The 24,890-nt window shown below is 26.9% G+C and carries 28 protein-coding genes; 25 read left to right on the top strand and 3 right to left on the bottom strand.

Annotation, left to right across the window (positions count from 1 at the left end; translation table 11 throughout):
- The first annotated feature begins 172 nt into the window (after positions 1-172).
- From KGF48_RS11965 to KGF48_RS11940, 6 genes are all read left to right on the top strand, one after another.
- Positions 173-595: a hypothetical protein gene (locus KGF48_RS11965; protein WP_227839118.1), complete on the top strand. Its 423-nt coding sequence runs from the start codon at positions 173-175 to the stop codon at positions 593-595.
- Between the two features lie 130 nt (positions 596-725).
- A complete protein-coding gene (locus KGF48_RS11960; protein WP_227868076.1) occupies positions 726-947 on the top strand; it encodes a DUF116 domain-containing protein in 222 nt (73 codons plus the stop codon).
- 86 nt (positions 948-1,033) lie between these two features.
- Positions 1,034-1,900: a pentapeptide repeat-containing protein gene (locus tag KGF48_RS11955; protein WP_227839116.1), complete on the top strand. Its 867-nt coding sequence runs from the start codon at positions 1,034-1,036 to the stop codon at positions 1,898-1,900.
- A gap of 116 nt (positions 1,901-2,016) precedes the next feature.
- Positions 2,017-2,421: a YmaF family protein gene (locus KGF48_RS11950; protein WP_227828618.1), complete on the top strand. Its 405-nt coding sequence runs from the start codon at positions 2,017-2,019 to the stop codon at positions 2,419-2,421.
- Between the two features lie 168 nt (positions 2,422-2,589).
- Entirely contained in the window at positions 2,590-3,039 is a 450-nt protein-coding gene (locus KGF48_RS11945) for an acetyltransferase (protein WP_227839115.1), read from the top strand.
- Positions 3,040-3,245: 206 nt separating this feature from the next.
- Positions 3,246-5,048, top strand: coding sequence for a glycerophosphodiester phosphodiesterase (locus KGF48_RS11940; protein ID WP_227868075.1), 1,803 nt, complete (start codon positions 3,246-3,248; stop codon positions 5,046-5,048).
- Positions 5,049-5,166: 118 nt separating this feature from the next.
- Here the strand turns inward: KGF48_RS11940 and KGF48_RS11935 are convergent, their stop codons facing one another.
- Entirely contained in the window at positions 5,167-5,493 is a 327-nt protein-coding gene (locus KGF48_RS11935) for a winged helix-turn-helix transcriptional regulator (RefSeq protein WP_227828621.1), read from the bottom strand.
- Between the two features lie 231 nt (positions 5,494-5,724).
- Between KGF48_RS11935 and KGF48_RS11930 the strand changes: the two genes are divergently transcribed.
- From KGF48_RS11930 to KGF48_RS11905, 6 genes are all read left to right on the top strand, one after another.
- Positions 5,725-6,129: a pyridoxamine 5'-phosphate oxidase family protein gene (locus KGF48_RS11930; protein ID WP_227828622.1), complete on the top strand. Its 405-nt coding sequence runs from the start codon at positions 5,725-5,727 to the stop codon at positions 6,127-6,129.
- A gap of 273 nt (positions 6,130-6,402) precedes the next feature.
- Positions 6,403-7,311, top strand: a complete 909-nt coding sequence (locus tag KGF48_RS11925) for a DUF2268 domain-containing protein (protein WP_227839214.1) — start codon at positions 6,403-6,405, stop codon at positions 7,309-7,311.
- 473 nt (positions 7,312-7,784) lie between these two features.
- The gene (locus tag KGF48_RS11920; RefSeq protein ID WP_227839215.1) at positions 7,785-9,197 is read left to right on the top strand and encodes a potassium/proton antiporter; all 1,413 of its coding nucleotides are present in this window, start codon (positions 7,785-7,787) and stop codon (positions 9,195-9,197) included.
- Between the two features lie 81 nt (positions 9,198-9,278).
- Positions 9,279-10,091 (top strand): MerR family transcriptional regulator, encoded by an 813-nt coding sequence (locus KGF48_RS11915; protein ID WP_227839216.1) that lies wholly within the window; start codon positions 9,279-9,281, stop codon positions 10,089-10,091.
- 427 nt (positions 10,092-10,518) lie between these two features.
- Complete coding sequence (locus tag KGF48_RS11910) at positions 10,519-10,683, top strand: hypothetical protein (RefSeq protein WP_227828626.1); 165 nt, start codon at positions 10,519-10,521, stop codon at positions 10,681-10,683.
- Between the two features lie 47 nt (positions 10,684-10,730).
- On the top strand, positions 10,731-11,348 hold the full coding sequence (locus KGF48_RS11905; RefSeq protein WP_227839217.1) for a DUF488 domain-containing protein: 618 nt from the start codon (positions 10,731-10,733) through the stop codon (positions 11,346-11,348).
- A gap of 159 nt (positions 11,349-11,507) precedes the next feature.
- Here the strand turns inward: KGF48_RS11905 and KGF48_RS11900 are convergent, their stop codons facing one another.
- The gene (locus tag KGF48_RS11900; RefSeq protein WP_227828629.1) at positions 11,508-11,960 is read right to left on the bottom strand and encodes a staygreen family protein; all 453 of its coding nucleotides are present in this window, start codon (positions 11,958-11,960) and stop codon (positions 11,508-11,510) included.
- A 460-nt stretch (positions 11,961-12,420) separates the two neighbouring features.
- Between KGF48_RS11900 and KGF48_RS11895 the strand changes: the two genes are divergently transcribed.
- The 10 genes from KGF48_RS11895 to KGF48_RS11850 all read left to right on the top strand — a co-directional run bounded on the left by KGF48_RS11895 (position 12,421) and on the right by KGF48_RS11850 (position 20,951).
- Positions 12,421-13,779 carry an MATE family efflux transporter gene (locus KGF48_RS11895; RefSeq protein WP_227839218.1) on the top strand — a complete coding sequence of 453 codons (1,359 nt, stop codon included), beginning with the start codon at positions 12,421-12,423 and terminating at the stop codon, positions 13,777-13,779.
- A gap of 272 nt (positions 13,780-14,051) precedes the next feature.
- On the top strand, positions 14,052-14,432 hold the full coding sequence (locus KGF48_RS11890) for a VOC family protein (protein ID WP_227868074.1): 381 nt from the start codon (positions 14,052-14,054) through the stop codon (positions 14,430-14,432).
- 124 nt (positions 14,433-14,556) lie between these two features.
- Entirely contained in the window at positions 14,557-14,757 is a 201-nt protein-coding gene (locus KGF48_RS11885) for a hypothetical protein (RefSeq protein WP_003420681.1), read from the top strand.
- Positions 14,758-14,951: 194 nt separating this feature from the next.
- Positions 14,952-15,680 carry an ABC transporter ATP-binding protein gene (locus KGF48_RS11880; RefSeq protein ID WP_227825061.1) on the top strand — a complete coding sequence of 243 codons (729 nt, stop codon included), beginning with the start codon at positions 14,952-14,954 and terminating at the stop codon, positions 15,678-15,680.
- Positions 15,681-15,701: 21 nt separating this feature from the next.
- A complete protein-coding gene (locus tag KGF48_RS11875; RefSeq protein WP_227839219.1) occupies positions 15,702-16,619 on the top strand; it encodes a SufB/SufD family protein in 918 nt (305 codons plus the stop codon).
- A gap of 142 nt (positions 16,620-16,761) precedes the next feature.
- Entirely contained in the window at positions 16,762-17,946 is a 1,185-nt protein-coding gene (locus KGF48_RS11870; RefSeq protein WP_227839220.1) for an amidohydrolase family protein, read from the top strand.
- Positions 17,947-18,043: 97 nt separating this feature from the next.
- Positions 18,044-18,232 carry a ferredoxin gene (locus KGF48_RS11865; protein WP_227436432.1) on the top strand — a complete coding sequence of 63 codons (189 nt, stop codon included), beginning with the start codon at positions 18,044-18,046 and terminating at the stop codon, positions 18,230-18,232.
- Between the two features lie 150 nt (positions 18,233-18,382).
- Entirely contained in the window at positions 18,383-19,033 is a 651-nt protein-coding gene (locus tag KGF48_RS11860) for an HAD family hydrolase (protein ID WP_227828633.1), read from the top strand.
- Between the two features lie 102 nt (positions 19,034-19,135).
- Positions 19,136-20,074: an SDR family oxidoreductase gene (locus tag KGF48_RS11855; RefSeq protein WP_227828634.1), complete on the top strand. Its 939-nt coding sequence runs from the start codon at positions 19,136-19,138 to the stop codon at positions 20,072-20,074.
- A gap of 25 nt (positions 20,075-20,099) precedes the next feature.
- Positions 20,100-20,951 carry a metallophosphoesterase gene (locus KGF48_RS11850; protein WP_227839221.1) on the top strand — a complete coding sequence of 284 codons (852 nt, stop codon included), beginning with the start codon at positions 20,100-20,102 and terminating at the stop codon, positions 20,949-20,951.
- A 292-nt stretch (positions 20,952-21,243) separates the two neighbouring features.
- Here the strand turns inward: KGF48_RS11850 and KGF48_RS11845 are convergent, their stop codons facing one another.
- A complete protein-coding gene (locus tag KGF48_RS11845; RefSeq protein WP_227839222.1) occupies positions 21,244-21,984 on the bottom strand; it encodes an ATP-binding protein in 741 nt (246 codons plus the stop codon).
- A 124-nt stretch (positions 21,985-22,108) separates the two neighbouring features.
- Here KGF48_RS11845 and KGF48_RS11840 point away from each other — a divergent pair, with 124 nt between their 5' ends.
- The 3 genes from KGF48_RS11840 to KGF48_RS11830 all read left to right on the top strand — a co-directional run bounded on the left by KGF48_RS11840 (position 22,109) and on the right by KGF48_RS11830 (position 24,828).
- Positions 22,109-22,825 carry a M15 family metallopeptidase gene (locus KGF48_RS11840; protein WP_227839223.1) on the top strand — a complete coding sequence of 239 codons (717 nt, stop codon included), beginning with the start codon at positions 22,109-22,111 and terminating at the stop codon, positions 22,823-22,825.
- A gap of 133 nt (positions 22,826-22,958) precedes the next feature.
- A complete protein-coding gene (locus KGF48_RS11835) occupies positions 22,959-23,651 on the top strand; it encodes a response regulator transcription factor (protein WP_227828638.1) in 693 nt (230 codons plus the stop codon).
- Positions 23,641-24,828 carry an ATP-binding protein gene (locus KGF48_RS11830; protein ID WP_227839224.1) on the top strand — a complete coding sequence of 396 codons (1,188 nt, stop codon included), beginning with the start codon at positions 23,641-23,643 and terminating at the stop codon, positions 24,826-24,828. The genes KGF48_RS11835 and KGF48_RS11830 overlap by 11 nt, the downstream gene beginning before the upstream one ends.
- Positions 24,829-24,890 lie beyond the last annotated feature (62 nt).

The raw sequence follows: 24,890 nt of genomic DNA, 5'->3' as shown, positions 1-24,890 counted from the left end.
AATTATAACCATATTTTTAATAAATTTTAAAATATAGCTAATATTGACTAAGGAGTTATTTACTAAAAAATAATCAAAATATTTAAAGATATTTTAGGATATAGGTTAAGTCTAAAATAAAAAATAAATGTATGTTAGAAGTATAATCAAATCTAACATATAGGAGGGTTATATGAGAGAGATAGTAACTTATTCGTTATGCGAAAGAGAGGAAAGTTCTAATAAATATTATAAAGATGTATCACTTTTTACCAATCAAGTAATAGATAAAGTTTCCAAATCTACTGGTATATATACAGAAGAATTTAGAGCGTTTATATATCAAAATGAGATAGAATGTGTAAGAAGTAATATAGAATATGTACTTGAACTATTAGTCTTAGGTTTATTATGGAAAATATATATAAATAAATCAATAACATTAAAGAAAATACCGAAAAGTATGCTTATAAAACTATCCAAATTAAGGGAAAAAAACAATCTAAAAAGAACAGCAGATTTTTGTAGAGGAATTTTAGCAACGATATTTTTGAATAAAGAGTATAGAAATAATATAGATTTAACACTGAAAAACTTTAGAAAACTAATTGATTAGTTATCAGCTACAGGAGAATTTAATCAAGAAGTCAAGAGGTTAAAAATATGGTTGGAGCTGAAATAATGAATAGGTGCTATAGAGAAGAATTTTTGAATGCAAAAGAAAAAAGACTGTTTTTACAAAACAAATGGTAGATGTTGAGGATGTAGGTATAATTGGTGTAGCATGCGTACTTAACCTTATATCTGGAGGATGGAAAGCGAAAAATTTTGGATTTGTTCCTCAATGTGTAGTATTAGATTATTGTGGATGCAAAAATCATTGGCATGAAAAAGGTATTATTACAGATATTAGAGTTGATAGATTACTGTATACTATTGGAATAAAGGACACTTTAACTTATAATTAAGAAGAAGTAATTTTGTACAAATAGTTTAAAAATGACTTATTAATAAATATTAATTTATAAAATGCAAAAACAAAAGGAGAATAGATATGAAAGCTATACATAAAGATAAATATAATAATCAACTATTTGAAAGTTTAAAAATTGACTGTGAAAATTGTTTTGGACTTTGTTGTGTGGCCCTTTATTTCTCTGCTTCAGAAGACTTTCCTGTTAATAAGGAATCAGGTAAACCATGTACTAACTTACAATCAGATTTTAAATGTTCTGTACATAAAAATCTTAGAAGGCAAGGATTTAGAGGTTGTACTACATATGATTGCTTTGGTTCAGGTCAAAAGGTAGCTCAAGTAACATACAAAGGAAAAAACTGGATACAAGAGCCGGAGTTAGCAAACCAGATGTTTGAAGTATTTTTAGTTATGAGGCAGTTACATGAAATGTTATGGTATCTTAAAGAAGCATCTACATTAGATATATCTGATGCAATCAAAGAAAAACTTAATCTAATAATTGAAGAAACTGATAAGATAACTAATATGAGTCCAGAACAACTAATAGATTTAGATATAATATCACATCGAGCAAAGGTTAATTCATTATTGTCACACGCTAGTGACTCTGTATTAGAAAAAGTCAAATCTTTTGTAAAGAGTTCCAATTTTAAAAATAAGAAAAAATTAAGTAAAAGTATGGATTTAATAGGAGCTGACCTTAGAAAAACAAATTTAATAGGAGCAGATTTAAAAGGTAAATTTCTTATAGCAGCTAATCTAAGTGAGACAGATTTAAGTGGTGCTAATTTGATAGGAGCAGATTTAAGAGACTGCGATATTAGAGGGGCAAATCTTAAAAATAGTGTATTCCTTACACAATTACAGATTAATACTGCAAAGGGAGATTCTAATACAAAGTTACCAGAGATACTAGTACGTCCTAAATACTGGGATAAATAATTAAATTATTACATAACTTTACAAAATATGAACTTTTTTGACTCCAGTTCATAGTATATATTAGAGGTTCTTTAGAGGAATTTCTTAATATATAATATAATAGGAGAGATATAAAAATGAGTTATCAAAATTGTAAATGTGAAAAAGATTATATGTATGAGGATTATAAATATAATAAATGTAATAAGTGTTATAATGACTATGAAGAAATGACACATGTTCATGAATACTCAGAAAGTGTTAAATTAGCAGAAGAATGTGACGATAGACATAATCATCGTGCTGCAGGAGTTACAGGTGAAGTTATACCAATAAATGGTGGAACAAATCATGTTCATAAAATAAATGATAATGTAGATTTTCTTGACCATTTCCACAAGATATGTGTTACAACAGGTCCAGCAATTAATATACCAGGAACTAATAAGCATGTTCACTTAGTATGTGGAAATACTACTGTTAATGATGGCCACTGCCATAAATTCCTTTTTACTACTCAAATAGAAGCACCTTTAGTATAAACTAAGGTAAATTATTGTAGTAAATTTATTAAATGTAAGTATGTAAATTATAAAAGTGTATTAGAGATAATATTTAAATTTAATGAGGACTATGATATTAACTTTCATAGTCCTTTATAATTTCTATCTTTGATAAAAAAGAATATTAATTATGGAGAGGAGATTATTATGAGTTCTGAAATAGTTTTTGAAATGAAACAAAGAAGTGCAAAAGAATTTCAAGAGATGTTACAAGTTTGGGAATCATCAGTAAGAGCAACACATGATTTTTTAATAGAAAAAGATATTGAATCTTTGAAGCCATTAGTTAAAATTGGTTTGACACAAGTAGAAACTATGGTTTGTGTAAAAGATGATAATATGATTAAAGCCTTTATGGGAATAGATAAAGATAAAATTGAAATGTTATTTATAAAAGGTGAATATAGGAGTAATGGTATTGGAAAAAAACTAATATTATATGCCATAAATAAATACAATATAAAATATGTTGATGTAAATGAACAAAATAAAAAAGCAGTGGGATTTTATACTCACTTAGGGTTTAAAGAGTTTGATAGGTCTGAAATAGATGGGCAAGGGAATCCATATCCAATATTACATATGAAACTAGGTTAGTATAGATTTAGTACTATATTAAATATATAAGCAAATACAAGTTAATAGTAGAAAGCACTTTTTTAAGAAGAAGAAAGTGCTTTTTTTATTTGTGAATAGTCGTAAATAGAATAATTTGTAAGATATTAAATTATAAATTATTAAAAGATAATATATATTTAAGTTATTTACAGGTTAAAATATAATAAAAAGATTAAGGGGATATCATGAAAAAGAGAATTTTAAATAATTTTATAAAATTGGTGAAATATAACTGGAGTACATTAATTCTATTTGAGTTATTTCATAAAGGATTAGCTTTGTTGATTATATTACCATCAATTAAATTTGTATTAAGTAGTTCTATGAAAAGTGCAAATATAGTGTATTTAAGTACTGATAACATAGGAGAAATATTAACGAATCCTCTATCAATAATATTAGCTATACTGTCAATTATAATATTGGCATTTTATATGTTTTTTGAATTTACTTCAGTAATTATTTGTTTTGATAAATCACGAATTTCTGAAAAAATTACTTTGTTTAAACTTATTAAATTATCCTTAAAAAAATCTATAAACATATTGAATCCTAAAAATATATTATTATTTGTGTTTGTATTACTAATAGTTCCATTAACGAATATAGCCTTAACCTCAGGTTTTATAGGGAAAATAAAACTTCCTGAATATATATTGGATTATATAAGTTCTAATATTGTTCTAAATATAATTTATATAGTTTTAATTTTAATATTATATATATCAGTTATTAGGTGGATTTTTAGTATACATGAAGTAACTCTAAATACAAATAGTTTTAAAGAAGCAAGAAATAAAAGCGCTAGCCTTACAAAAGGAAAAGCAATAAAATTAATACTTTATTCTTTAGGATTGTCTCTAATAGTTACTGTCATAGGGTATATAATTTATCATGTTATTATTATATTGATAGGAATATGGACTAAAAATTACACCAATGCAAACTTTTTAAAAGATATATTTATTAGTAGATGTATTATGTTTAATGATTATGCAACATTTATTTCATCAATAGCTATATTTATAATTAGTACTGGATTTATTTCTGCGTTTTATTATGAATATAATGACATTCGTGTCTATAAAAAGAATCTAGAAAAACAAAAAAACTCAATAGGGGCAGTATTAAAAGTTACCTTGAAAATAGTAGTAATTTTATTTGTCTTACATATTGAGTCAATGATGTACTCTTTAAACAATGATATTTTATTTAATACTTCATTTTTTTATAACACAACAGCAACGGCTCACAGGGTTTCAGCGTTGGTTGCTCCAGAAAACACTATAGCAGCATTTAAAGAAACCTTTATAACTCAAGCTGAATATGCTGAAATTGATGTTCAAGAAACTAAAGATGGAGAGTTGATTTTATTTCATGATTCTAATTTTGAAAGAGTCACTGGTGTAGATAAAAATGTTTGGGAAGTAGATTATGATGAAATTAAGACATATGATGCAGGAAGTCATTTTAGGTCAGATTTTGCTGGAGAGAAAATACCAACTCTTGATGAGGCAATGAAGTATTCTAAGGGGAAAATAAAGTTGCTAATAGAAATAAAGTTTAATGGTCATGAAAAAACTGATGTAGAAAAAAGAGTATTAGAGCTAATTAAATCAAATAGACTAGATAGTCAATGTGTTATAGCGTCAATGAATAAAAATGTATTAAAGAGGGTTAAAAAATTAAATCCCAATATGGTAACTTGTTATTTAACAGCAGTTGCATATGGGAATTTTTATGACTGGGACTATGTTGATATATATGGAATAGAGTCCACATTTATAAACAAAAAAGTAGTAGATAACATACATCAAAAAGGAAAACAAGTTTTTGTATGGACTATTAATAGTAGTAAATTAATGAAAAAAATGATTAGTTTAAATGTAGATAGTATAATTACAGATAATCCATTTTTAGTAGATGATGTAATTTATTGGCAGAAAAATGGATTTATAAATAGAGTAGCTAATTATTTGTTTAGGTAGATTCTTATAAAGATATAATTGAAGTATATTAGACTAAAAATGTGCAAATTGTAAAATAAATATATTTATTTTACAATATTTTAAATAACCGTATCATAGTGAAGCGATACGGTTATTTTTATTTGTTAATAACTTTATGTCTGTAATCATTTCCCCATTCATGCATTGAATTTAGAACTGGTTCAAGACTATAACCAGTTTCCGTTAGGGTATATTCTACCTTTGGAGGAACTTCTGGATAAACTTTTCTAGTTACTAAATCACTTTCTTCCATAGACCTTAAGTTTGATGTTAAAACTTTTTGAGTTATGTTTCCAATAGATTTTTTGATTTCACCAAACCTTTTAGTACCATCTAATAGTTCTCGTATAATTAATACCTTCCATCGATTACTGATGAGTTGTAAAGTAATCTCTACAGGACATTCAGGTAAATCTTTTTTCATAAATCATAACATCCTTTCTTTAATAATCCTCTTTAAAGTATTATATCATTTTAGGTAATATGCATAAAAATTTATTTTAAATATATAAGTATTTAAAAATGAAATATACCAATAGTTTCTATTAGGTAACTATAGTACTTTAAAGTGCTTACTATACAGTAGATATTAATGAGTTTATTATATTATTAAAGAAATAAAAAATACAACAAATTATTTTAGGGGGTATATGAAATGAATGAAGTAGTAAAGTTTTTAAAGGAAAATCCAGTTCAATATTTTGCAACAATAGGAACTGATGGAAAGCCAAAAGTTCGCCCATTCCAATTTATGATTGAAGAATGTGGGAAATTATATTTTTGTACAAGTAATGAAAAAGATGTATTTAAACAAGTTAAAAAAAGTCCATATGTAGAAATAACTACATCAACTCCTGAATTTGCTTGGATAAGACTATGTGGAAAAGTCATATTCTCAGATAATAAGGATATAAAGAAAAAAATAATTGAATCTAGTGAGCTTGTTAAATCAATCTATAAGAATGAAGAGAATCCTACTTTTGAAATCTTTTATCTTGAGGATGCTAAGGCTGTAATCTCAGATTTTTCAGGGGAGCCACCAAAAGAATATAGTATTTAATACAAAAAAATTAATGCTAAGAGATAGCAATATTATTCTAACAACATTAAAATAGAATTTAAGTTAGATAATAATATTATCCTTGCTTTAACATAATTAATTCTAATAAAAAAATAAATGTTTAAAAATATTATACGAATCCATCACATTACAAATAAACAAGAGAGTCATATTATATGAATTAAATGATTCTCTTATTTATTTGTATAAGTTTATATATTGACATTGACGCTACGTAATTCTATATACTTTATTTTAAAGGAGATGATAAAAATGAATATTATAGAGGTACGCTCAGATAAAATATATAAAAAAATAATTAATGCACCTATAAATAAGAAAGAGGATATATACAGATATGAATTGATGAAACCCTTTGAGTTTAAATGGAAGTGTATAAACGTTCCAATCACTGCAAAACAAGAAGGTGGATATGATGTAATTATGGCAAGTGATATGATGGGGTTTTTATCTCCAAGAGATATTAATGAAAATCAAATAAATAGCATAAATATTTTATCTAATGACAAGCTTTGGAACAGGTGTAAAGAAACTATTGAAAATTCCCTAAAGTCTTTTATAAAAGAGGGATATAAATTGAATACTGAGGAGTATAAATTTTCAATATTATTAGCAAATCCAGAAAGCCCTTATACAATATTAAGTGATGGATATTTTGGCGATGGTGGAATTCCAGGATATATATTTTTATCAATAGTTCCAAATGAGTACACTATTAATAGGTTACCAGTAGCACTAGCGCATGAATGTAATCACAATATTCGATTTCAATTTATAAAATGGAGTAATGACATAACTTTGGAAGAAATGATGATAAATGAAGGTCTTGCAGAAAACTTTGCAACATGGATGTTTGGAGATGATATGGTAGGGCCTTGGGTTAGTAAGACTGACCTTGAAACACTGAATACCTATATAAAGCCAATAATTAAAAGTGGCTTAAAGGAAACTGGATTTCAAAATATAATATCATATCTTTATGGTGATGATATAGCTAAAATGCAAGGATATTTTCCAGTAGGACTACCTTATTGTGCAGGGTATGCCTGTGGTTACTATATGATTAAGTATTATTTAGAAAAAACAAACAAGTCAATAGTGGAGGCTACATTATTATCATATAGTGAAATTATAGAGGTAATAAGGGAGTTTTGGGATTAAATCTATAAGTTGCATAATATAAAAAAGATTATGCAATTATTCTATTTTTGAGAAAAATAAATTGACAATGATTTGTAAGAAATATACAATAATATATATAAAGAAATATTTCAATGATAAAATTTTGAAGATTTCATATCTAGTGTATCTAATACTACATGCTAGTTTCTTATTACTTATCTAAATATTATGTATTTCATAGTTACCTGTAAATCTACTATAAAAATATGAAATACACTAAATAATCAACTGAAAAATGAAATATTAATTAAATAAAATTCAAACTATAAAGATTAAATGAATATAATTAAAGTAAACATATAAAATTGAGTACAATACTCAATTTTTAATAGATTGTTAAATTTTAATTACACTTTGTACAATATAACTTATATCATATTGATACTTAAAGAAGCAGTATAATTACAGATATAATTTAATCTGTAAAATTTATATGAAATGGAGATGATGCTATGACAGAATTGATGATTATAAGTGGATTAGTGCTATTGATTTGTATAACCTCAAGCAAGGTATTATATAAATTTGGAGTACCAATATTATTGATTTTTATCTTATTGGGCATGTTATTTGGGTCTGATGGAATGGTAGGAATCTATTTTGATAACTATGAGTTAACAAAGCAATTATGTTCTATTGGATTGATATTTATAATGTTTTTTGGAGGGTTTGGAACAAACTGGAACATGGCTAAACCAGTTGCAGTACCTTCCATACTGATGTCTTCATTAGGTGTAATAATTACAGCAGGTGTTACAGGTATCTTTTGTTACATGGCAATAGGAACTAGTTTATTTGAAGGTTTGTTAATTGGAGCAATTGCAGCTTCAACAGATGCTGCATCTGTATTTGCTGTATTACGTTCTCAAAAACTAAACTTAAAAGGTTCTCTTGCTTCATTATTAGAAGTTGAAAGTGGAAGTAATGACCCAATAGCATATATGTTAACATTAATTATTTTGACATTGATGAATAATTCTGGAGTAGAACTTATTATCCCAATGGTAATAAAACAAATAACTTTTGGATTGGCAATAGGATTTATATTGGCAAAATTATCTGTTTATATTTTGAGAAATTCAAATTTTGAGATAGAAGGATTTTATACTATATTTATTACAGCTATTGCGTTACTTTCTTATGCACTTAGTGAGTATGTTGGAGGAAATGGATATTTAAGTGTATATATTTCAGGTATCATTATAGGTAATAGTAAGATACCTCATAAAAGAAGTCTAGTTCATTTCTTTGATGGAATTTCATGGATTATGCAAATAATGTTATTCTTTATGTTAGGATTGTTGTCCTTCCCTTCAAAACTACCAAGTGTATTTGGTATAGCAATGGCCATATCTATATTTATGATAATTATTGCAAGACCATTAGCCACATTTATAACTCTAGCAAAATTTAAATTTTCAAACAAAGAAAAATTGTTTATATCATGGGTAGGTCTTAGAGGTGCTGCATCAGTAGTTTTTGCAATTTATGCAGTTACTCAAGGAGTAGTCATAGAGAATGATATATTTCATATAATATTTTTCATAGCGTTACTTTCAGTAGGACTACAAGGTACGTTAATACCAACTGTAGCAAGGAAGTTAGACTTGGTTGATGATAATACACCTGTATTAAAAACATTTAATGACTATGATGGTGAAATTAGTTCTAAACTTATAGAAGTAAATATAGACGATGATAGTAAGTGGGCTGGCAAGAGTATAATGGATTCTAATATACCAGAGGACATATTAATAGTTATGATAAAACGAAAAGAGCAGGTTTTAGTACCTAAAGGGTCAACTGTTATAAAAAGAGGGGATACTTTAGTATTAAGTGGAGACAGAATTGAAGAATTAATATAATTATAATTTATTTAATATTGACTTTAACCTAAGGGTAAGGCTTAAACTTAAATTAATCAAATCTAATGCGCAGGTGATGAGATGTTTTCTATAGGAATGTTTTCTAAAATAAATAAAATAACTACAAAGACACTAAGGTATTATGAAGATATAGGGCTGTTAAAACCAGAATACGTAGACGAATTTACAAAATACAGATACTATACAACAGAACAATTACCAAAATTGCATCAAATAATCACCTTAAAACAAATGGGCCTATCACTAGTTGAAATAAAAGAAATAATAGAAAAGCCTGAAGAGGTGGAAAAGATTTTAATAAACAAAGAAAAAGATATATTAGATGTAATGAGGAATGAAGAATATAAGCTTATTAAACTACGTAATTACCTTAAAAACTTAAAAGGAGAAGTCGATATGAATAATGTAATTATTAAGTCCCTACCAAAAGTTAAAATTGCTTCTATGAGAAAAGTATTAAAGAATTATGATGAGCTTTTCAATTTGTTTCCAAACGTAATGGCTGGAGAAATGATGAAATCAGGATGCACATGTATGGTTCCAGACTATTGTTTCAATATATATCATGATGGTGAATATAGAGAAACAGATATGGATGTTGAGATGTGTCAAGCGATAAATGACCTAAAAGAAGACACAGATTTATTAAAATTTAAAGAAATAGACGAAGTTGAAAATGCAGTTTGTATATTGCATAATGGGCCATATTCAACATTAGGAAAAACTTATGCAGATGCATTTAAATGGATACAAGATAATAAATATGAAGTAATAGGGCATTTTAGGGAATCTTATATAGATGGTATATGGAATAAAGAAAATGAAGAAGAATGGTTAACAGAAATCCAGATACCTGTGAAACATATTTTATAATAAATTAAAATAATATATAAGTAATTAAGTAAGGTCTGTCTAAATAAAAAGATAGACCTTATTTTTATCATATATAGATTTAGATAGAACTGACAAGATAATACTAAATGAAAGGTATTTTAAAATAGATAGTTTTCCTAAAATGATGGATATAGAGTCTCCACATAGTATCCTTGATGTATTTTGGGATTTAGATAAAGTAAAAGATAAGTATTTTATACAAGAAAATAAGTTTTTAAGGGCACTATTAATTATAATGAGTTACAGTAAATAAATAATAATTGCAAGTGAATATTTTGTAAGTGAAAATAAAAAACATATAAAAATAGCACTAAGTAAAAAGGAGAGGACATATCTAGAACAATTAAGTGATACCTTATTTGATTTTGAAGAAATAGGGTATAATTATTATATAATTGATGCTCTTATGAAGTTGGCACTAAGAGAAAGAGTTTCTCTCTATATATATCTGTTGGATTTGGAAATAGGATTAGAAATAAATGGATTATTTAGCAATGTATATATGGGGTTAAATGGAAGTATAGATATAGTTAAGTATATTTGCAGTGTAGAAGGCTTATATGTAAGATAGAGTATCAATTGTATAAAATAGTAATTCTAAGAATAGTAGGTGATTGTATGGAAATATTTGCAATAGGACATTCAAATTATCCATTTGATAAGCTTATTAATATGATAAAAAAATATAATATAAATTGTGTAGTTGACATCAGAGAAACTCCATATTCTAAATATAATATTCAGTATAATAGAGAAACATTCAATGAATCACTAAGAAAGGCTGGATTTGTATATATATACATGGGTAAGGAATTTGGGGCAAAAAGAACTAATAAAGATGTATATACACAAGAAGGTTATGCAGATTTTGAAGAGGTAATAAAGGAAGATATATTTTCAAAAGGAATAGAGAGATTAAAAAAGGGATGTCAAATGGGTTATAAAATAGTTTTATTAGGTGCAATGCAAGAGCCTATAAGATGTCATAGAAGTATTTTATTAGGAAAAATATTAAATAAAGAAGGTTTCGATGTAAAATATATAATGCATGAAGGACATTTAGCATCTCAAGAAGATATAGAAGAGTCATTGTTAGATAAGTATTTTAGTGATAGAAAACAACTTAGTATTGATAATTTGTTAGGAAATGCATTAACAAGAGAAGAGATGATAAAAGAAGGTTATAGATTAGCTAATAAAGAAATAGGATATAGAACAGAAAAAATAGGTAAGTAAAATATATTAACTACCCAAAAACTTAAATACTATTTAATAAGAAAAGTTATTATAAATTTGTAACAGTTAAACATGATGTACTAGCTAAGGTCGTTATGTTAAATTAATATTATTATCTAAAGGGTTACATTGTTTTAAAGAGCACATCATGTTGTACTGTTAAAAAATAAAATCTCTAATATTGCCATAATCAACTGTTCTATTAAGAGTAGGATGGCTAGATATAAATCTAACTGTAATCTTTGAGTTTAACAAACAAGGATTTGAAGTTAAAAATATTCTATCTCCATTGACAATAGAAGTAATAGCTACTGGTAAAATATCAACAAAGGTATCATATCTATTTCTAGCAATTTGATAAGGATAGTTTCCTACAAAAACAAATAGATTTAAGTCATATATATTATCAATGAACCAAGCCCATTGACCATAAACTTTGTCAATACTTACTGTACCTAAACCAAGTGTATCAAAGTATGTTGCTATAGTTAAATAAATATTTTCCATGTTTTCTAAGTATGAAACAGTATATCTTCTGAAACGTATAGGTGCTGTGGCAGAAATAGGGTAAACCATATTTACATTTAAATTATTAGCATTCAAATTAACCAAATTATCACATCCTAAAAAGAGTCTATAAGATACAATATTTAAATTGATGTGATTTTGTTACAGATATATTATAAGATTTTATAAATTTGTTTTTAGTAGATGTGACTTAAATGACCATGTCCATTACAAAAAATTTTATGAAGCTAATAAAAAATATGTTTATTGTTATATAATAGTGGTACAATATTATCGAAATACAGTGATTGCATTTGATATCCAGCTATATTAATCGGTTAATTTAACTCATAAATATTTTAAATCTAGTATCCATAAAAAATAATAAACATAAGATAATTATAAAGATATACTGTGTTCAAATGATATTAAACAAGATTTATATTATTTGAACACAGTATATTATAACGTTAAAAATACAATTCTAAACCTTATGGTATCAATTCATAGTTCGATAAAATAATTAAAAATTAAATTTATATAAAGAGGGAAAAGAGGAAAAGGGATGTTTATAAGGAAGAATGTTATAAAATTAGCGATTCCTATAATGATAGAGCAGACATTTGTTATGCTTCTAGGGGTATTTAATACAATGATGGCAGGTCATATTGGGGAAGAGGCTGTATCTGCAGTTGGAATGGTTGATTCAATCAATAATATATTTATATCTGTATTTGCTGCGCTATCTGTTGGTGCTACTGTTGTTGTAGCTCAACAAATAGGAAAAAGAGATACTGAAAAAGTAAATGAAACTATCAAGCAAGCATTAATATCTGGTGTAATATTATCACTTACAATAACAATATTAATGTGGATTTTTAGAACAGGTGTAATCAATTTGTTTTATGGTTCAGCAGAAGAATTGGTAAAATCAAATGCAAAACTGTACATAGAGTTTACATTATTCACCTATCCATTTATTGCAACACAGCAGATAGCAAATGGTATTCTAAGGGGTTGTGGAGATGTAAAGAAACCTATGTATGTGACTATGTTTATGAATATAGTAAATGTAACATTAGGATATATACTTATATATGGTGTTGATTTAAATACTTTAGGGATAAATTTACAAACACCTTCTTATGGCATAACAGGAGCAGCTATGTCTATTGCCATAGCTAGAATAATTGGATGTATAGTTATTATAAGAGCTTTATTTAAAGGAAATGAATTTATATCTATAGGTAAAATATTTCCATTTAAGATTGATGTTGAAACTCAAAAATCTATATTTAATATAGGTATACCAGCAGGGGTTGAACAATTACTTTTTAATGCAGGTAAATTGATTGTTCAAGTATTTATAGTTACTATGGGAACATCAGCAATTGCATCAAACGCAATAGGAATGTCAATTGCATCTATTATAAATGTAATTGGAAATGCATTAGCCCTGTCTGCTACGACTTTGGTGGGGCAATATATAGGACGGGGAGACATAAAAGGGGCTAAGAGCACTTTGTTATATCTAACTAAATTTGCAACAGTTTGTTTATTTGTAGTAGGTGCTATATTTATACCAATTGCACCATGGATTTCAAGCATGTATACTCAAAACTCTAATGTAATTGATGTATCAACACAATTAATTCGAAGTGATTGTTTAGCTATGGTAATATGGCCTATATCCTTTGTACTATCCGCAGGTCTAAAAGGAGCTGGAGATACTAGATATACAATGATGACAGCTGTAATAGGAATGTGGATTTTTAGGATTTTTACAGGCTACGTATTAGGGGTTGTATTAGAATTTGGAGTGCTAGGAATTTGGATAGGTATGTATACAGATTGGCTTGTTAGAGGAACCTTATATTGTTTAAGATTAAGAGGAACGAAGTGGCTAAAACATAAAGTTGCATAGAATATAAAAAATCACTTTTAGATAGTAAATTCTATTTAAAAGTGATTTTTTATTTAGAGAATATCATAATTATAAGTATGATATATAGAAAAATTAAAATATGTAAATTAAGGCTATAATTATATGGATACTATAAATTATATATTGTATAGAATTACATAATTTGGCGATAAATATTATAAGTATATATCTATAGAAAATAATATATATGGGTATATTATTAAATATAAAAAATATTAGATATTTATTTAATAATAAAGGTGGGTATTTTTATGATAAATAAAATAGGAAAAATAACTCTCTATGTAAATAATCAAGAGGATGCAAAATTGTTTTGGACAGAAAAATTAAACTTTGTGGTAACTTATGAAAAAGAAATGGGTCCAAATATGAAATGGGTGGAAGTAGCACCAAGTAAAAATGAATTTACAACATTTGTATTGTATGATAAAAATTTGATGATGAAGCAAAATCAAGATGTAAGTTTATCGCATCCATCAATAATTTTAAGTACAAGAGATATTAATGGAACTTATGAACAGATGGCAAAGAATAAAGTTGAAGTAGGAGAATTAATGGATATGCCTTATGGAAGAATGTTTTCTTTTAAAGACCAAGATGGAAATTCTTACTTAGTCAGAGAGGATAAATAATTTTGCAAAGTGTTAAATTTACTCAATATCTGATATAATTAGAGACAATAATAATTATAATTTAGTATTAAACTATAATTATATAGTTAAAAATCAATTGTAAAATTTGAGTAGAGGTGATGAAATGTTTAAGAAAATGGCAGTGCTAAAAGATATAGCAACTAAAATAGGACGTAAAAAAGCGTATGAATTATTAGAAATGGTTGAAGGTAATGACGCTTTTGTAGCTGAAGTAAAAATAAAAAAGAATGGGATTGAATCTAAAAAAGAAGAAATTATGTTAAAAGATAATCAAAAAATAATACTAGAGTATATAGAAGGTTAATTTTTAGATACATATATAATTAAATAATACTGATTTTTAAAGATGAGTTAGAAAAACTCATCTTTTTTATTTTTTAATAAATTTGTTTTATATTTAATATATATTTTATCCCTTAGAGTTGCTGAGATATAAAAAGTACTGATATAATAAAAGAATGGATATAAATGTAATATTTTACAGAAAAGAGGGGTATTATGCTTGAAATAAAAAATCTTTCCTTTAATGTCGAGTCTAACAATGAGGAGCTAGGAATAATAAATGATGTTAGCCTTTCATTTGAAAAAGGCAAACTTATTGTTATCACAGGTCCAAATGGTGGAGGAAAATCCACAATTGCTAAGCTTATTATGGGAATTGAAAAAGCTACTAGTGGTCAAATACTTTTAGATGGAGAAGATATAACTAATCTTAGTATCACAGAAAGAGCAAAAAAAGGAATAGGATACGCATTTCAACAACCACCAAGAATAAAAGGTATGACAGTTGAAAACCTGCTTACTCTTGCTCATGGAAAACCATTGTCTACTGATGTGTGTTGTCAATATCTTACAGATGTTGGATTGTGTTCAAAAGATTATTTAAATCGTGAAGTTGATAACTCTCTTTCTGGAGGGGAAATGAAAAGAATCGAGATAGCAACTCTTTTTGCTAGAGATTTAAAGGTTTCTATATTTGACGAACCTGAAGCAGGTATAGACCTTTGGAGTTTTGGAAAGCTTAATGAAAGTTTTAAGAAAATTCATGGGGAATCTGACCAAACTATAATCATAATTTCTCACCAAGAAAGAATATTAGAGTTAGCTGATGAAATAATTGTTTTACAAGATGGTTCAGTAAAAAGCCATGGAACAAAAGATGCTATATTACCTGAAATCATGTGCCAAGTTAATTCAAATTGTGAATTAATGAAAGATATGAATTAATTAGAAAGGAAGGCAAATTAAATGAACAAAATAGACTTAAATCTTTTAGAAAAAGTTGCTGAACTTCGTGGAACTCCATTAGGAGCATACAATATACGTAAAAATGGACAAGGTATAGAAAGACATTCAACTGAAAATGTAACTATAGCTCCAAAGACTGATAAACCTGGAATTGATATTATAGTAAAACCAAATACTAAAGGAGAAAATGTTCATATACCAGTAATAGTAACAGAAGCTGGTGTACAAGACATGGTTTATAATGATTTTGAAATTGGAGAAAATGCGGATGTTGTTATAATTGCTGGTTGTGGTATACATAATTGTGGTAATGATGACAGTGAACACAATGGAATACATAGATTCTTCTTACATAAAGGAGCTCGTCTAAAATATGTGGAAAAACATTATGGCGAAGGTGATGGAGAAGGAAAAAGAATTTTAAATCCAGTTACGATTGTTAATATGGGCGAAGATTCATATTGTGAAATGGAAACAATTCAGATTAAAGGTGTTGATTCAACTAAAAGAGAAATGGATGCTACTTTAGGTAAAGGAGCAAAGATAGTTGTATTTGAAAAGTTGTTAACTCATGGAAATCAAGTTGCAGAATCTAATATGAAGGTTATATTGGAAGGTGAAAATTCTTCTGCTCAAGTAATTTCTCGTACAGTTGGTCAAGATAACTCTAAGCAAAAGTTTAATCCTTGTGTTATTGGGGATTCTCTTTGTTCTGCACATGTTCAATGTGACTCAATAATTATGGGCAATTCTCAAATTAGTGCGATACCTGAAATTGTTGCAAATCATCCAGATGCTCTTTTAGTACATGAAGCAGCAATTGGAAAGATTGCAGGAGACCAAATTTTAAAGATGATGACATTAGGTCTTACAGAAGAAGAAGCAGAACAACAAATACTAAATTGTTTTTTAAAGTAAGTCCAAGTTTTTATTTAATTTAATATAATTAATATAGTATAATATAATGAATAAGTCTAGAATATTTTTATTTTTAGACTTATTTTCTTTATGTAAGAAAAAACTATTAGAGAAATTATACTGTAATTAGGATGTGGAATAAATGAAAAACTTACTTATAAGAAATGGGACAATAATATCTCCAAAGGATGGTATCAAATTTGAAAAAAGAGATATCTTAGTTTTACATGGAAAGATATATGATATTGGATTAAATCTTAAAGAAATGATAAGAAAAGAAAAAATACTCATAAACAAAGAGTTTGAGATAATAAATGCTAATAACATGTATATTTCTCCTGGATTTATAGATGTTCATACCCATTGTTATAAGAGAAAATTACCTACAGGTATGGATTCTGATTCAATTGGAATTGAAAAAGGTTCAACAGTTATATTTGATGCAGGTACAGCAGGTCCTGTAAATTACTACGATTTTAAGAAAAAATATATGGATGAATGTAAGACTGAAGTATATTCATTTTTAAATGTAACTAATGAGGGATTAAATATATTGAATGAATCAACATCTTTAGATGTTATAAATTTTGATAACATTGAGTCCATTGTAGAAAAAAATATGGAAAAGATAAAGGGTATAAAAGTAAAAGCAAGTAAATTTCAATCTAGTACAGATGGTATAGATATAATTAAAAAGTCAAAACAAATTGCAGAAAAATTAAATTTACCATTAGTGGTATATATAGGGGAGTATCCATCATATATAGATGAAGTAATGAATATTTTAGGAAAGGGAGATATAGTTACACCTGTATATGGAAATAGCACAAATGGAATATTTAATGAATCTGGTAGCTTGAGAGAATCTGTATTAAATGCAAAAGATAGAGGTGTATTATTTGATGTATGTCATGGGTTAGAACAGTTTGATTTTGAAGTCTTTAAAAAAGCAGTAAATCAAGGATTAGAGCCAGATTTAATAAGTACAGATATGCATATAAAAAATATGAAAGATATACATTATTCTCTTTTAAATGTTGTAAATAAAATTATGGAACTTGGTATACCTCTAGAAAAATGTATAGAAAAAGTAACTGAATATCCAACAAAAGTTTTTAATTTGCAAGGAAGTCAAGGTAGGATAAAAGTTGGTGGAGAAGGCGATTTTACAATATTTACAATAGATGATAGTAAAGAAATTATAACAGATTATAATAATAATGAACTAATGCTAAATAAAAAATTGAGCTTACAATATACTATAAAATCATGGATGAAAAGTAGTGAAGTTTATAGACATTGGTATGATGGGACTGTAATAAATTAAGTCATATTGATAAAAAAGGAAAAATATGTTTAAATTAGTATATATTGGATAAATATGTAAGGAACAATAATTATAATTTTAGGGGAGGTATTTTAGTATGAAAGCATTTGTTGATAAGGATGTATGTGTAGCTTGTGGAGCGTGTATAGGAACATGTCCAGACGTTTTTAGTATGAGTGATGAAGGTCATTCAGTTGCAATTGAAGGAGAAATACCAGCAGAATTACAGGATTTATGTAAAGAAGCAGAAGAAGGATGTCCAGTTTCAGCTATAACAGTTAAATAAAACTGTTTAAATTTAGTTTAAAGACAACATATAAGATTTGATTATTATTTAAGCTATAGTATTAGATTAAGATTCTATTACTATAGCTTTTTAAAATAGATAAACTCAAAAGATAAAGTATTATTTTTATAAAAAGTGGAGGATTTAAATATGAAAAAAAATTATGAAATAGTGTTATTTGACCTGGATGGAACACTTACAGACCCTAAAGAAGGGATAACAAAGTCTATTCAATATTCTTTAAGTAGTTTTGGGATAGAAGAAGAATTGGATAACTTAGAACAATTTATAGGGCCACCCCTACATGCTACTTTTAAAGACTATTATAAATTTGAAGATGAAAAGGCAACAGAAGCTGTTGAAAAGTATAGAGAATACTTTTCTGACAGAGGAATATTTGAAAATAAAATTTATAAAGACATAAAAGAGACTTTAAAAATACTTTATGAAAATGGAAAAACATTATTATTGGCTACTTCTAAACCAACAGTTTTTGCAGAAACAATACTTAAATATTTTGGTATAGATAGATATTTTAAATATATCGCAGGCAGTAATCTTGATGGTACAAGAGTAAATAAAAATGAAGTTATAGAATATGTGTTAGATTTGTGTGATGTAACAGATAAAGATAAGGTCATTATGATTGGCGATAGAAAATACGATATAATTGGAGCTAATAAAATAGGTGTAGATTCTATAGGTGTATTGTATGGATATGGCTCTTTTGATGAGATTAGTAAAAGTAATCCTACTTATATTGTCGAAAGTGTTAAATCTATAAAAGATATTTTGCTATAAATATCTTTTATAGACAAAAACAATACAAAATGGTGTAGCATATTTAAAAATATGATATTATAATTAAGGAAGCCATTTAAAAAAGAGGAGGATGCACTTGAAATGAAATCTATTTTAATCATGGGTGGAAGCGACTTTATAGGTTCTGCACTTGCTAAGCGTTTAATTAAATGTGGGTATCAAATAGATATACTTACGAATGGTAAAAAGGAAATAGATTATAAAGGTTTTAGAGAGCACTTAATTTGCGATAGAAAAGTACGCAAAGATATGGAAAACATTATCAATGGAAGACAGTATGATTACATATATGATATGACAGCATATACAAAAGAGGATGTTGGTAATCTTATTGATTTTGTAAACTTAGATAATTTAAAAAAATACATAGTATTGTCAGCAGGAGCCGTATACAAAGATAGTGGAAGAAATGTAAAAGAAGATAATGAAAAAGGTGAAAATGAAAATTGGGGTAAATATGGACTTAACAAAAAAGAAACAGAAGATTTTGTTATAAATAGCTCTATACCATATATAATTATTAGGCCAACTTATATATATGGGGAAAATAATAATTTGTATAGAGAATATTATTTCTTTGAAAAAATAGAAAAAAACGAAAAAATACCAGTACCTAAAGGAAAACAAGTAAGCAATCAATTTATATATATTGGGGATTTAGTAAAAGTGCTAGAAAGTGTAATGAAAAATTCTCATGTAAGAGAAGCGTATAATGTAACAAATCCACAGTTAATATCTTGGGATGAACTTATATATACATGTGGAGAAGTTATTGGTAAGGAACCTATTATAAAATATGTAGACATGGAAAAAGTTGAGTTTAGAGAGAGAACTTACTTCCCATTTAGAAATATAGACTTTAATCTAGATATAAATAAGCTTATTGAACATGGTCTTTATATACCAAATATTTTATTAAAAGAAGGTCTTACAAGAACATATAAATGGTTTTTAGCTAATAAACCAAAATTACACGATAGAAAAATGGACAAAGTTGAGTCTGTAATTCAAATAGTTTAAGATAATAAATAAGTAGGTAAATACTTTGAAATTAAAGATAAAACGTTTTTTAAAATTTTTTATATTGATATTTGTTTTAATTTTTATATACTCAGTTGCAATAGAACCGAGTCTATTAATTGTGAAAAAATATAATATAAATGAAGATGGAAACATGATTAAAGAAAATATAGTAAAAAATGAGAATGAGACTATAAAAGTAGTTCAGATTTCAGATACTCAAATAGGCAGTTTTTATTCAACTAATAAACTCAAAAAAGTAGCTAATAAGGTGAATGCCTTAAATCCAGATATATTAGTATTTACTGGAGATTTAATTGATTATTCTAATAAAAATCCAGATATAGATGAAATTACAAAGATTTTATCTAGTATGAATGCAAGGTTAGGAAAATTTTCAGTATTTGGTAATCATGATTATATGTATGAACTTCCTAGGTATTATAGACAAATTATGAAAAATTCTAACTTTCATCTTTTAGTTAATGAAAGTAAGAAAATAAAACTTGAAGACAATAAGTATATTAATATACTTGGAGCTGATGAGATATTAAATGGTAATCCAAATATACAAGATTTGGAAAGTAAAACTGATTATAATAGTTTTAATTTATTGCTAGCGCATGAACCAGATTTGGTAGATATGCTCAGTAAAGATACAATGAATTTAGTTTTATCTGGACATAGTCATGGCGGTCAAATAAGATTGCCTTTCAAGGGAGCTTTAGTCACTCCTCCATATGGAAGGAAATACACTAAAGGATTTTATGATATAAAAGGAAATCATCTATATGTGAGTTCTGGTCTTGGAAGTACAAAGTTGCCGTTTAGATTTTTTAATGTACCAGAGATAGTCGAATTTAATATTCTAATCTAGCATAGAATATTGTTTTTATGAAATATAGAGGGATAGAAATTTTAAGAATAAATTGAGTTAAGAATATAAAAAGTTTAAGTTATAGTTAATGCATTTATTAGAATCGATAATAATATTAATAACTATTAAAATATAGATATAAAAAATAATAAAAATATAAAAGATTATAATATAGCAAGATTGTGTCAATTATAAATAGAGAGTATTTATAATTAATACAATCTTGCATTTCTTTATATAAAGATATTAATTTTTATACAATGTATGAAAGCGATTTAATGTTATATTTAAATTATTTTAAATAAATATTTTTTATCTTTTCTTTATCCCATATAAAAAGTTTTTCTGAATTATTTAAAGCTCCAAATACATTCCTTTTAAAATCTGGCATTTCTTTATTTAAATTAGCAATAAGATTTTTTATGTATTCTCTCCTAGTATGGCCATTTGCAGGACATAGATTTGCTATGATAGGATAGTTACACTCCTTTGAAATCTTCTTAGTCATATATTCTTCTATGTAAATCATAGGTCTTATAACAGTTAAATCTTGTCTATCTAAATATGTCTTTGGTGAAAAACAATTAACTCTTCCTTCATAAAACATAGACATTAAAAATGTCTCAATAGCATCATCCTTATGGTGTCCTAGAGCTACTTTGTTGCACCCAAGTTTCTTTGAGTTGTCATTTAAAGCACCTCTTCTTAAATTAGCACATAATGCACAAGGATTTTTTTCTTTTCTTATATCAAATACGATTTCTTTTATATTAGTTTGAAATTCATAAAAAGGTACATTTATTTCCTCGCATAACTTATTTAATGGAGAGTTATCAATTCCACCAGTATTTAGTGTTACAGCTATTAATTCAAACTTTTGTGGAGAAAATCGTTGATAATTTTTAAGTATATGAAGTAATGTCAAACTATCTTTTCCACCAGAAAGACCAACTGCAATTTTATCATTTTCTTGTATCATATCAAAGTCTTGTATAGCCTTACGGGCTTTACTAAGAAGTTTTTGCATAGTCATTTTTAGCACCATCCTTTATTTGAAAATATAAACTTAAGAATAACTTAAGGTTTACTTATAAAATACTTAAAACTTATACTCTAAAATTAACATTAACAAACATAACAAAGGAGACGATTTAACCATGAAAAAATTAAAATTGATGTTAGCGATTATAGTAGTAGTATTTATAAGTATGTTTATAGTTAAAGATAAAATTCTGAAAGATGAAGAACAGACTGGAACTGCTCAATTTGCTTCATCAGAAGATGCTGAAGCAAATTCTCAGAAAAAAAATCACTCAAACAGTATAGCAGATAATATATTATTGGTAAACAAGACAAATGAACTTAGTAAAGATTATATGCCAAAAGATATTACTAAAGTAAATATAGAGTTTGTTCCAGAAGCTACTGAAGAGGAAAAACAAATGGCAGGAGAACCTGCAAAAGCAGTAGAAGACTTAGTTAGACAAGCTAACGAAGAAGGAATACAGTTTCTAGGGTCTTCAGCATATAGGTCTTATGATACTCAACAAGATACTTATACAAGAAGAGTAAATTCTCAAGGTCAGGAAAAAGCCGATGCATATGTAGCAAAACCTGGACATAGTGAACATCAATCTGGACTGTGTATTGACTTGACAAATCCAGAAAGATGGTTTGTTGGAAGCACAAAAGAAGCCATATGGTTGGCAGAAAATGCTCATAAATTTGGATTTATAATAAGATATCCTAAAGGTAAAGAAGATATAACAGGTACAGCATATGAGCCATGGCACATTAGATATGTGGGTAAGGATGTCGCTGAGGAAATTTATTCAAAAGGGTTAACTTTGGAAGAATATTTACAAAGCAAATAATAAAACAACATAACATAAATTGTATAATATTACTAAATGTAATATAAATAAATTTGATAGATTAGACTACTTTAAGTATAGTATAATTTTAGATGAGTAAGAACTATATTAAAGTAAGTTAGGATGTGAAAAAGTGAAAGATACAATTCTTGTTGTGGATGATGAAAAGGAAATAAGAGACCTTGTAGAGATATATCTTTTAAATGATGGATATAATGTAATTAAAGCTAAAGATGGACAAGAAGCTTTAGATATTTTAAAAAAAGAAAATATTCATCTGATGGTATTGGATATAATGATGCCAAAGATGGATGGGATAGCAGTTTGTAGAAAAGTTAGAGAAAGTTTAAATATACCAATACTTATGCTGAGTGCAAAATCAGAGGATATGGACAAGATACAAGGAATAATGACGGGTGCAGATGACTATCTAACAAAGCCATTTAATCCACTTGAACTTACTGTGAGAGTAAAAGCATTACTTAGAAGAGCGTATTATTTTAGTGGTACTGACAAAGAAAATAAAGATGTCATAGAAGTAGGAGTGGTGTTAATAGATAAGGAAAAACATAGTGTAACAGTAGCTGGCAAGGATATATTTTTGACATCAAGAGAATTTGATATCTTGTATTTACTAGCAAATAATAGAGGTAGAGTATATAGTACAGAAGAGATATTTGAAAAAGTGTGGAAAGAACAATACTACCAATCTAACAATACTGTAATGGTTCATATGAGTAGGATAAGAGATAAAATTGAAAAGTATACAGATGGAGAAAAAATAATTCATACTGTATGGGGGGTAGGATATAAAATTGAAAAATAAGAGTGTATTAAATTATATGTTTCGCCCTATAGTAGACTTTATAATAAGTTGTATTATAACCCTAATGATTATGTTAACAAGTGTATATATAATAAAGATATTATATATGAGAACTACTTTATCTACGATTAATTACCTTATGCGTAGTTTAAGAGACATTAGAGCTGTTATAGGAGACAGTACATTATATTCTGTTTTATTTCTGACAGCATCATTATCAATTTATTCATTAATGTCATACAAGAGAAATAAAAAACTTGTAAATTTTCTAAAAGATACTGATAACAAAAATAAAAAACTAGAAATTATCATGGATGCTGTAAACTCAATGGAGGAAGGCGATTTAGAAAAAAGTATAGATATTGAGTATGAGTCAAATGGATTAAGTGATAAAAAAATTGATGAGATTGATGAACTTGCAAATAAAATCAATAGTATAGTTTATCAACTTAGAAATATAACTGTTGAAGAAAGACAAGCTCAACAGACTAAAGCGGATTTAATAACAAATGTTTCGCATGACTTAAGAACTCCTTTAACCTCAATAATGGGTTATCTGGGATTGATAGAAGATGGTAAGTATAAAGATGAAGTTCAGTTGATGTATTATGTTAATATTGCATATGAGAAATCAAAAAGTTTAAATATACTTATAAATGATTTATTTGAACTTACAAAAATGCAAAATAATACAATAAGATTAAAAAAAATAGATATAAACTTGGTAGAACTATTAAGTCAAATAGTATCTCAACTTGGATTTTATTTTAAAAAAGAATTTATGGTTAGTAGAGTTAACTTCAATGAAGAAAAATTAATTATAAATGCTGACCCAAATAAATTGGTGAGAGCTTTTGAAAATCTTATAACCAATGCTATGAAATATGGAAAAGAAGGAATTTATGTAGATATAGTAACTGCCAAAAAAGGAAATATGGCGATTGCAAAAGTTATAAATTATGGAGAACCTATTCCAGTATTAGATTTACCAAATATATTTGATAGATTCTATAGAGTTGAAAAATCAAGAAATAGAAATGATGGAGGTTCTGGATTAGGTCTTGCAATTACAAAAAATATTGTGAATTTACATGGTGGGGAAATTACTGTTTCAAGTAATATACATCAAACTGTATTTGAGGTACAGCTACCAATAATACAAGAAACTGTGCAATAAGATAAAAGTATGATTTAGATGCACAAATATTTATAGCATAAAGTGTTTACAAAAATAAAAAA

Origin of the sequence: Clostridioides sp. ZZV15-6388 (genome assembly GCF_020657755.1) — a bacterium.
Classification (GTDB): Bacteria; Bacillota; Clostridia; order Peptostreptococcales; family Peptostreptococcaceae; genus Clostridioides.
Note: the sequence above shows the minus strand (reverse complement) of the source record. Positions and strands in the feature narration are given on the sequence as shown.

Coding starts and splice junctions, on each gene's coding strand:
- KGF48_RS11865 (WP_227436432.1), top strand. CDS start 18,044: ATGAAAGCATTTGTTGATAAGGATGTATGTGTAGCTTGTGGAGCGTGT.
- KGF48_RS11950 (WP_227828618.1), top strand. CDS start 2,017: ATGAGTTATCAAAATTGTAAATGTGAAAAAGATTATATGTATGAGGAT.
- KGF48_RS11945 (WP_227839115.1), top strand. CDS start 2,590: ATGAGTTCTGAAATAGTTTTTGAAATGAAACAAAGAAGTGCAAAAGAA.
- KGF48_RS11870 (WP_227839220.1), top strand. CDS start 16,762: ATGAAAAACTTACTTATAAGAAATGGGACAATAATATCTCCAAAGGAT.
- KGF48_RS11940 (WP_227868075.1), top strand. CDS start 3,246: ATGAAAAAGAGAATTTTAAATAATTTTATAAAATTGGTGAAATATAAC.
- KGF48_RS11935 (WP_227828621.1), bottom strand. CDS start 5,493: ATGAAAAAAGATTTACCTGAATGTCCTGTAGAGATTACTTTACAACTC.
- KGF48_RS11925 (WP_227839214.1), top strand. CDS start 6,403: ATGAATATTATAGAGGTACGCTCAGATAAAATATATAAAAAAATAATT.
- KGF48_RS11890 (WP_227868074.1), top strand. CDS start 14,052: ATGATAAATAAAATAGGAAAAATAACTCTCTATGTAAATAATCAAGAG.
- KGF48_RS11965 (WP_227839118.1), top strand. CDS start 173: ATGAGAGAGATAGTAACTTATTCGTTATGCGAAAGAGAGGAAAGTTCT.
- KGF48_RS11960 (WP_227868076.1), top strand. CDS start 726: ATGGTAGATGTTGAGGATGTAGGTATAATTGGTGTAGCATGCGTACTT.
- KGF48_RS11880 (WP_227825061.1), top strand. CDS start 14,952: ATGCTTGAAATAAAAAATCTTTCCTTTAATGTCGAGTCTAACAATGAG.
- KGF48_RS11875 (WP_227839219.1), top strand. CDS start 15,702: ATGAACAAAATAGACTTAAATCTTTTAGAAAAAGTTGCTGAACTTCGT.
- KGF48_RS11915 (WP_227839216.1), top strand. CDS start 9,279: ATGTTTTCTATAGGAATGTTTTCTAAAATAAATAAAATAACTACAAAG.
- KGF48_RS11885 (WP_003420681.1), top strand. CDS start 14,557: ATGTTTAAGAAAATGGCAGTGCTAAAAGATATAGCAACTAAAATAGGA.
- KGF48_RS11840 (WP_227839223.1), top strand. CDS start 22,109: ATGAAAAAATTAAAATTGATGTTAGCGATTATAGTAGTAGTATTTATA.
- KGF48_RS11860 (WP_227828633.1), top strand. CDS start 18,383: ATGAAAAAAAATTATGAAATAGTGTTATTTGACCTGGATGGAACACTT.
- KGF48_RS11930 (WP_227828622.1), top strand. CDS start 5,725: ATGAATGAAGTAGTAAAGTTTTTAAAGGAAAATCCAGTTCAATATTTT.
- KGF48_RS11895 (WP_227839218.1), top strand. CDS start 12,421: ATGTTTATAAGGAAGAATGTTATAAAATTAGCGATTCCTATAATGATA.
- KGF48_RS11855 (WP_227828634.1), top strand. CDS start 19,136: ATGAAATCTATTTTAATCATGGGTGGAAGCGACTTTATAGGTTCTGCA.
- KGF48_RS11905 (WP_227839217.1), top strand. CDS start 10,731: ATGGAAATATTTGCAATAGGACATTCAAATTATCCATTTGATAAGCTT.
- KGF48_RS11920 (WP_227839215.1), top strand. CDS start 7,785: ATGACAGAATTGATGATTATAAGTGGATTAGTGCTATTGATTTGTATA.
- KGF48_RS11955 (WP_227839116.1), top strand. CDS start 1,034: ATGAAAGCTATACATAAAGATAAATATAATAATCAACTATTTGAAAGT.
- KGF48_RS11845 (WP_227839222.1), bottom strand. CDS start 21,984: ATGACTATGCAAAAACTTCTTAGTAAAGCCCGTAAGGCTATACAAGAC.
- KGF48_RS11910 (WP_227828626.1), top strand. CDS start 10,519: ATGAAGTTGGCACTAAGAGAAAGAGTTTCTCTCTATATATATCTGTTG.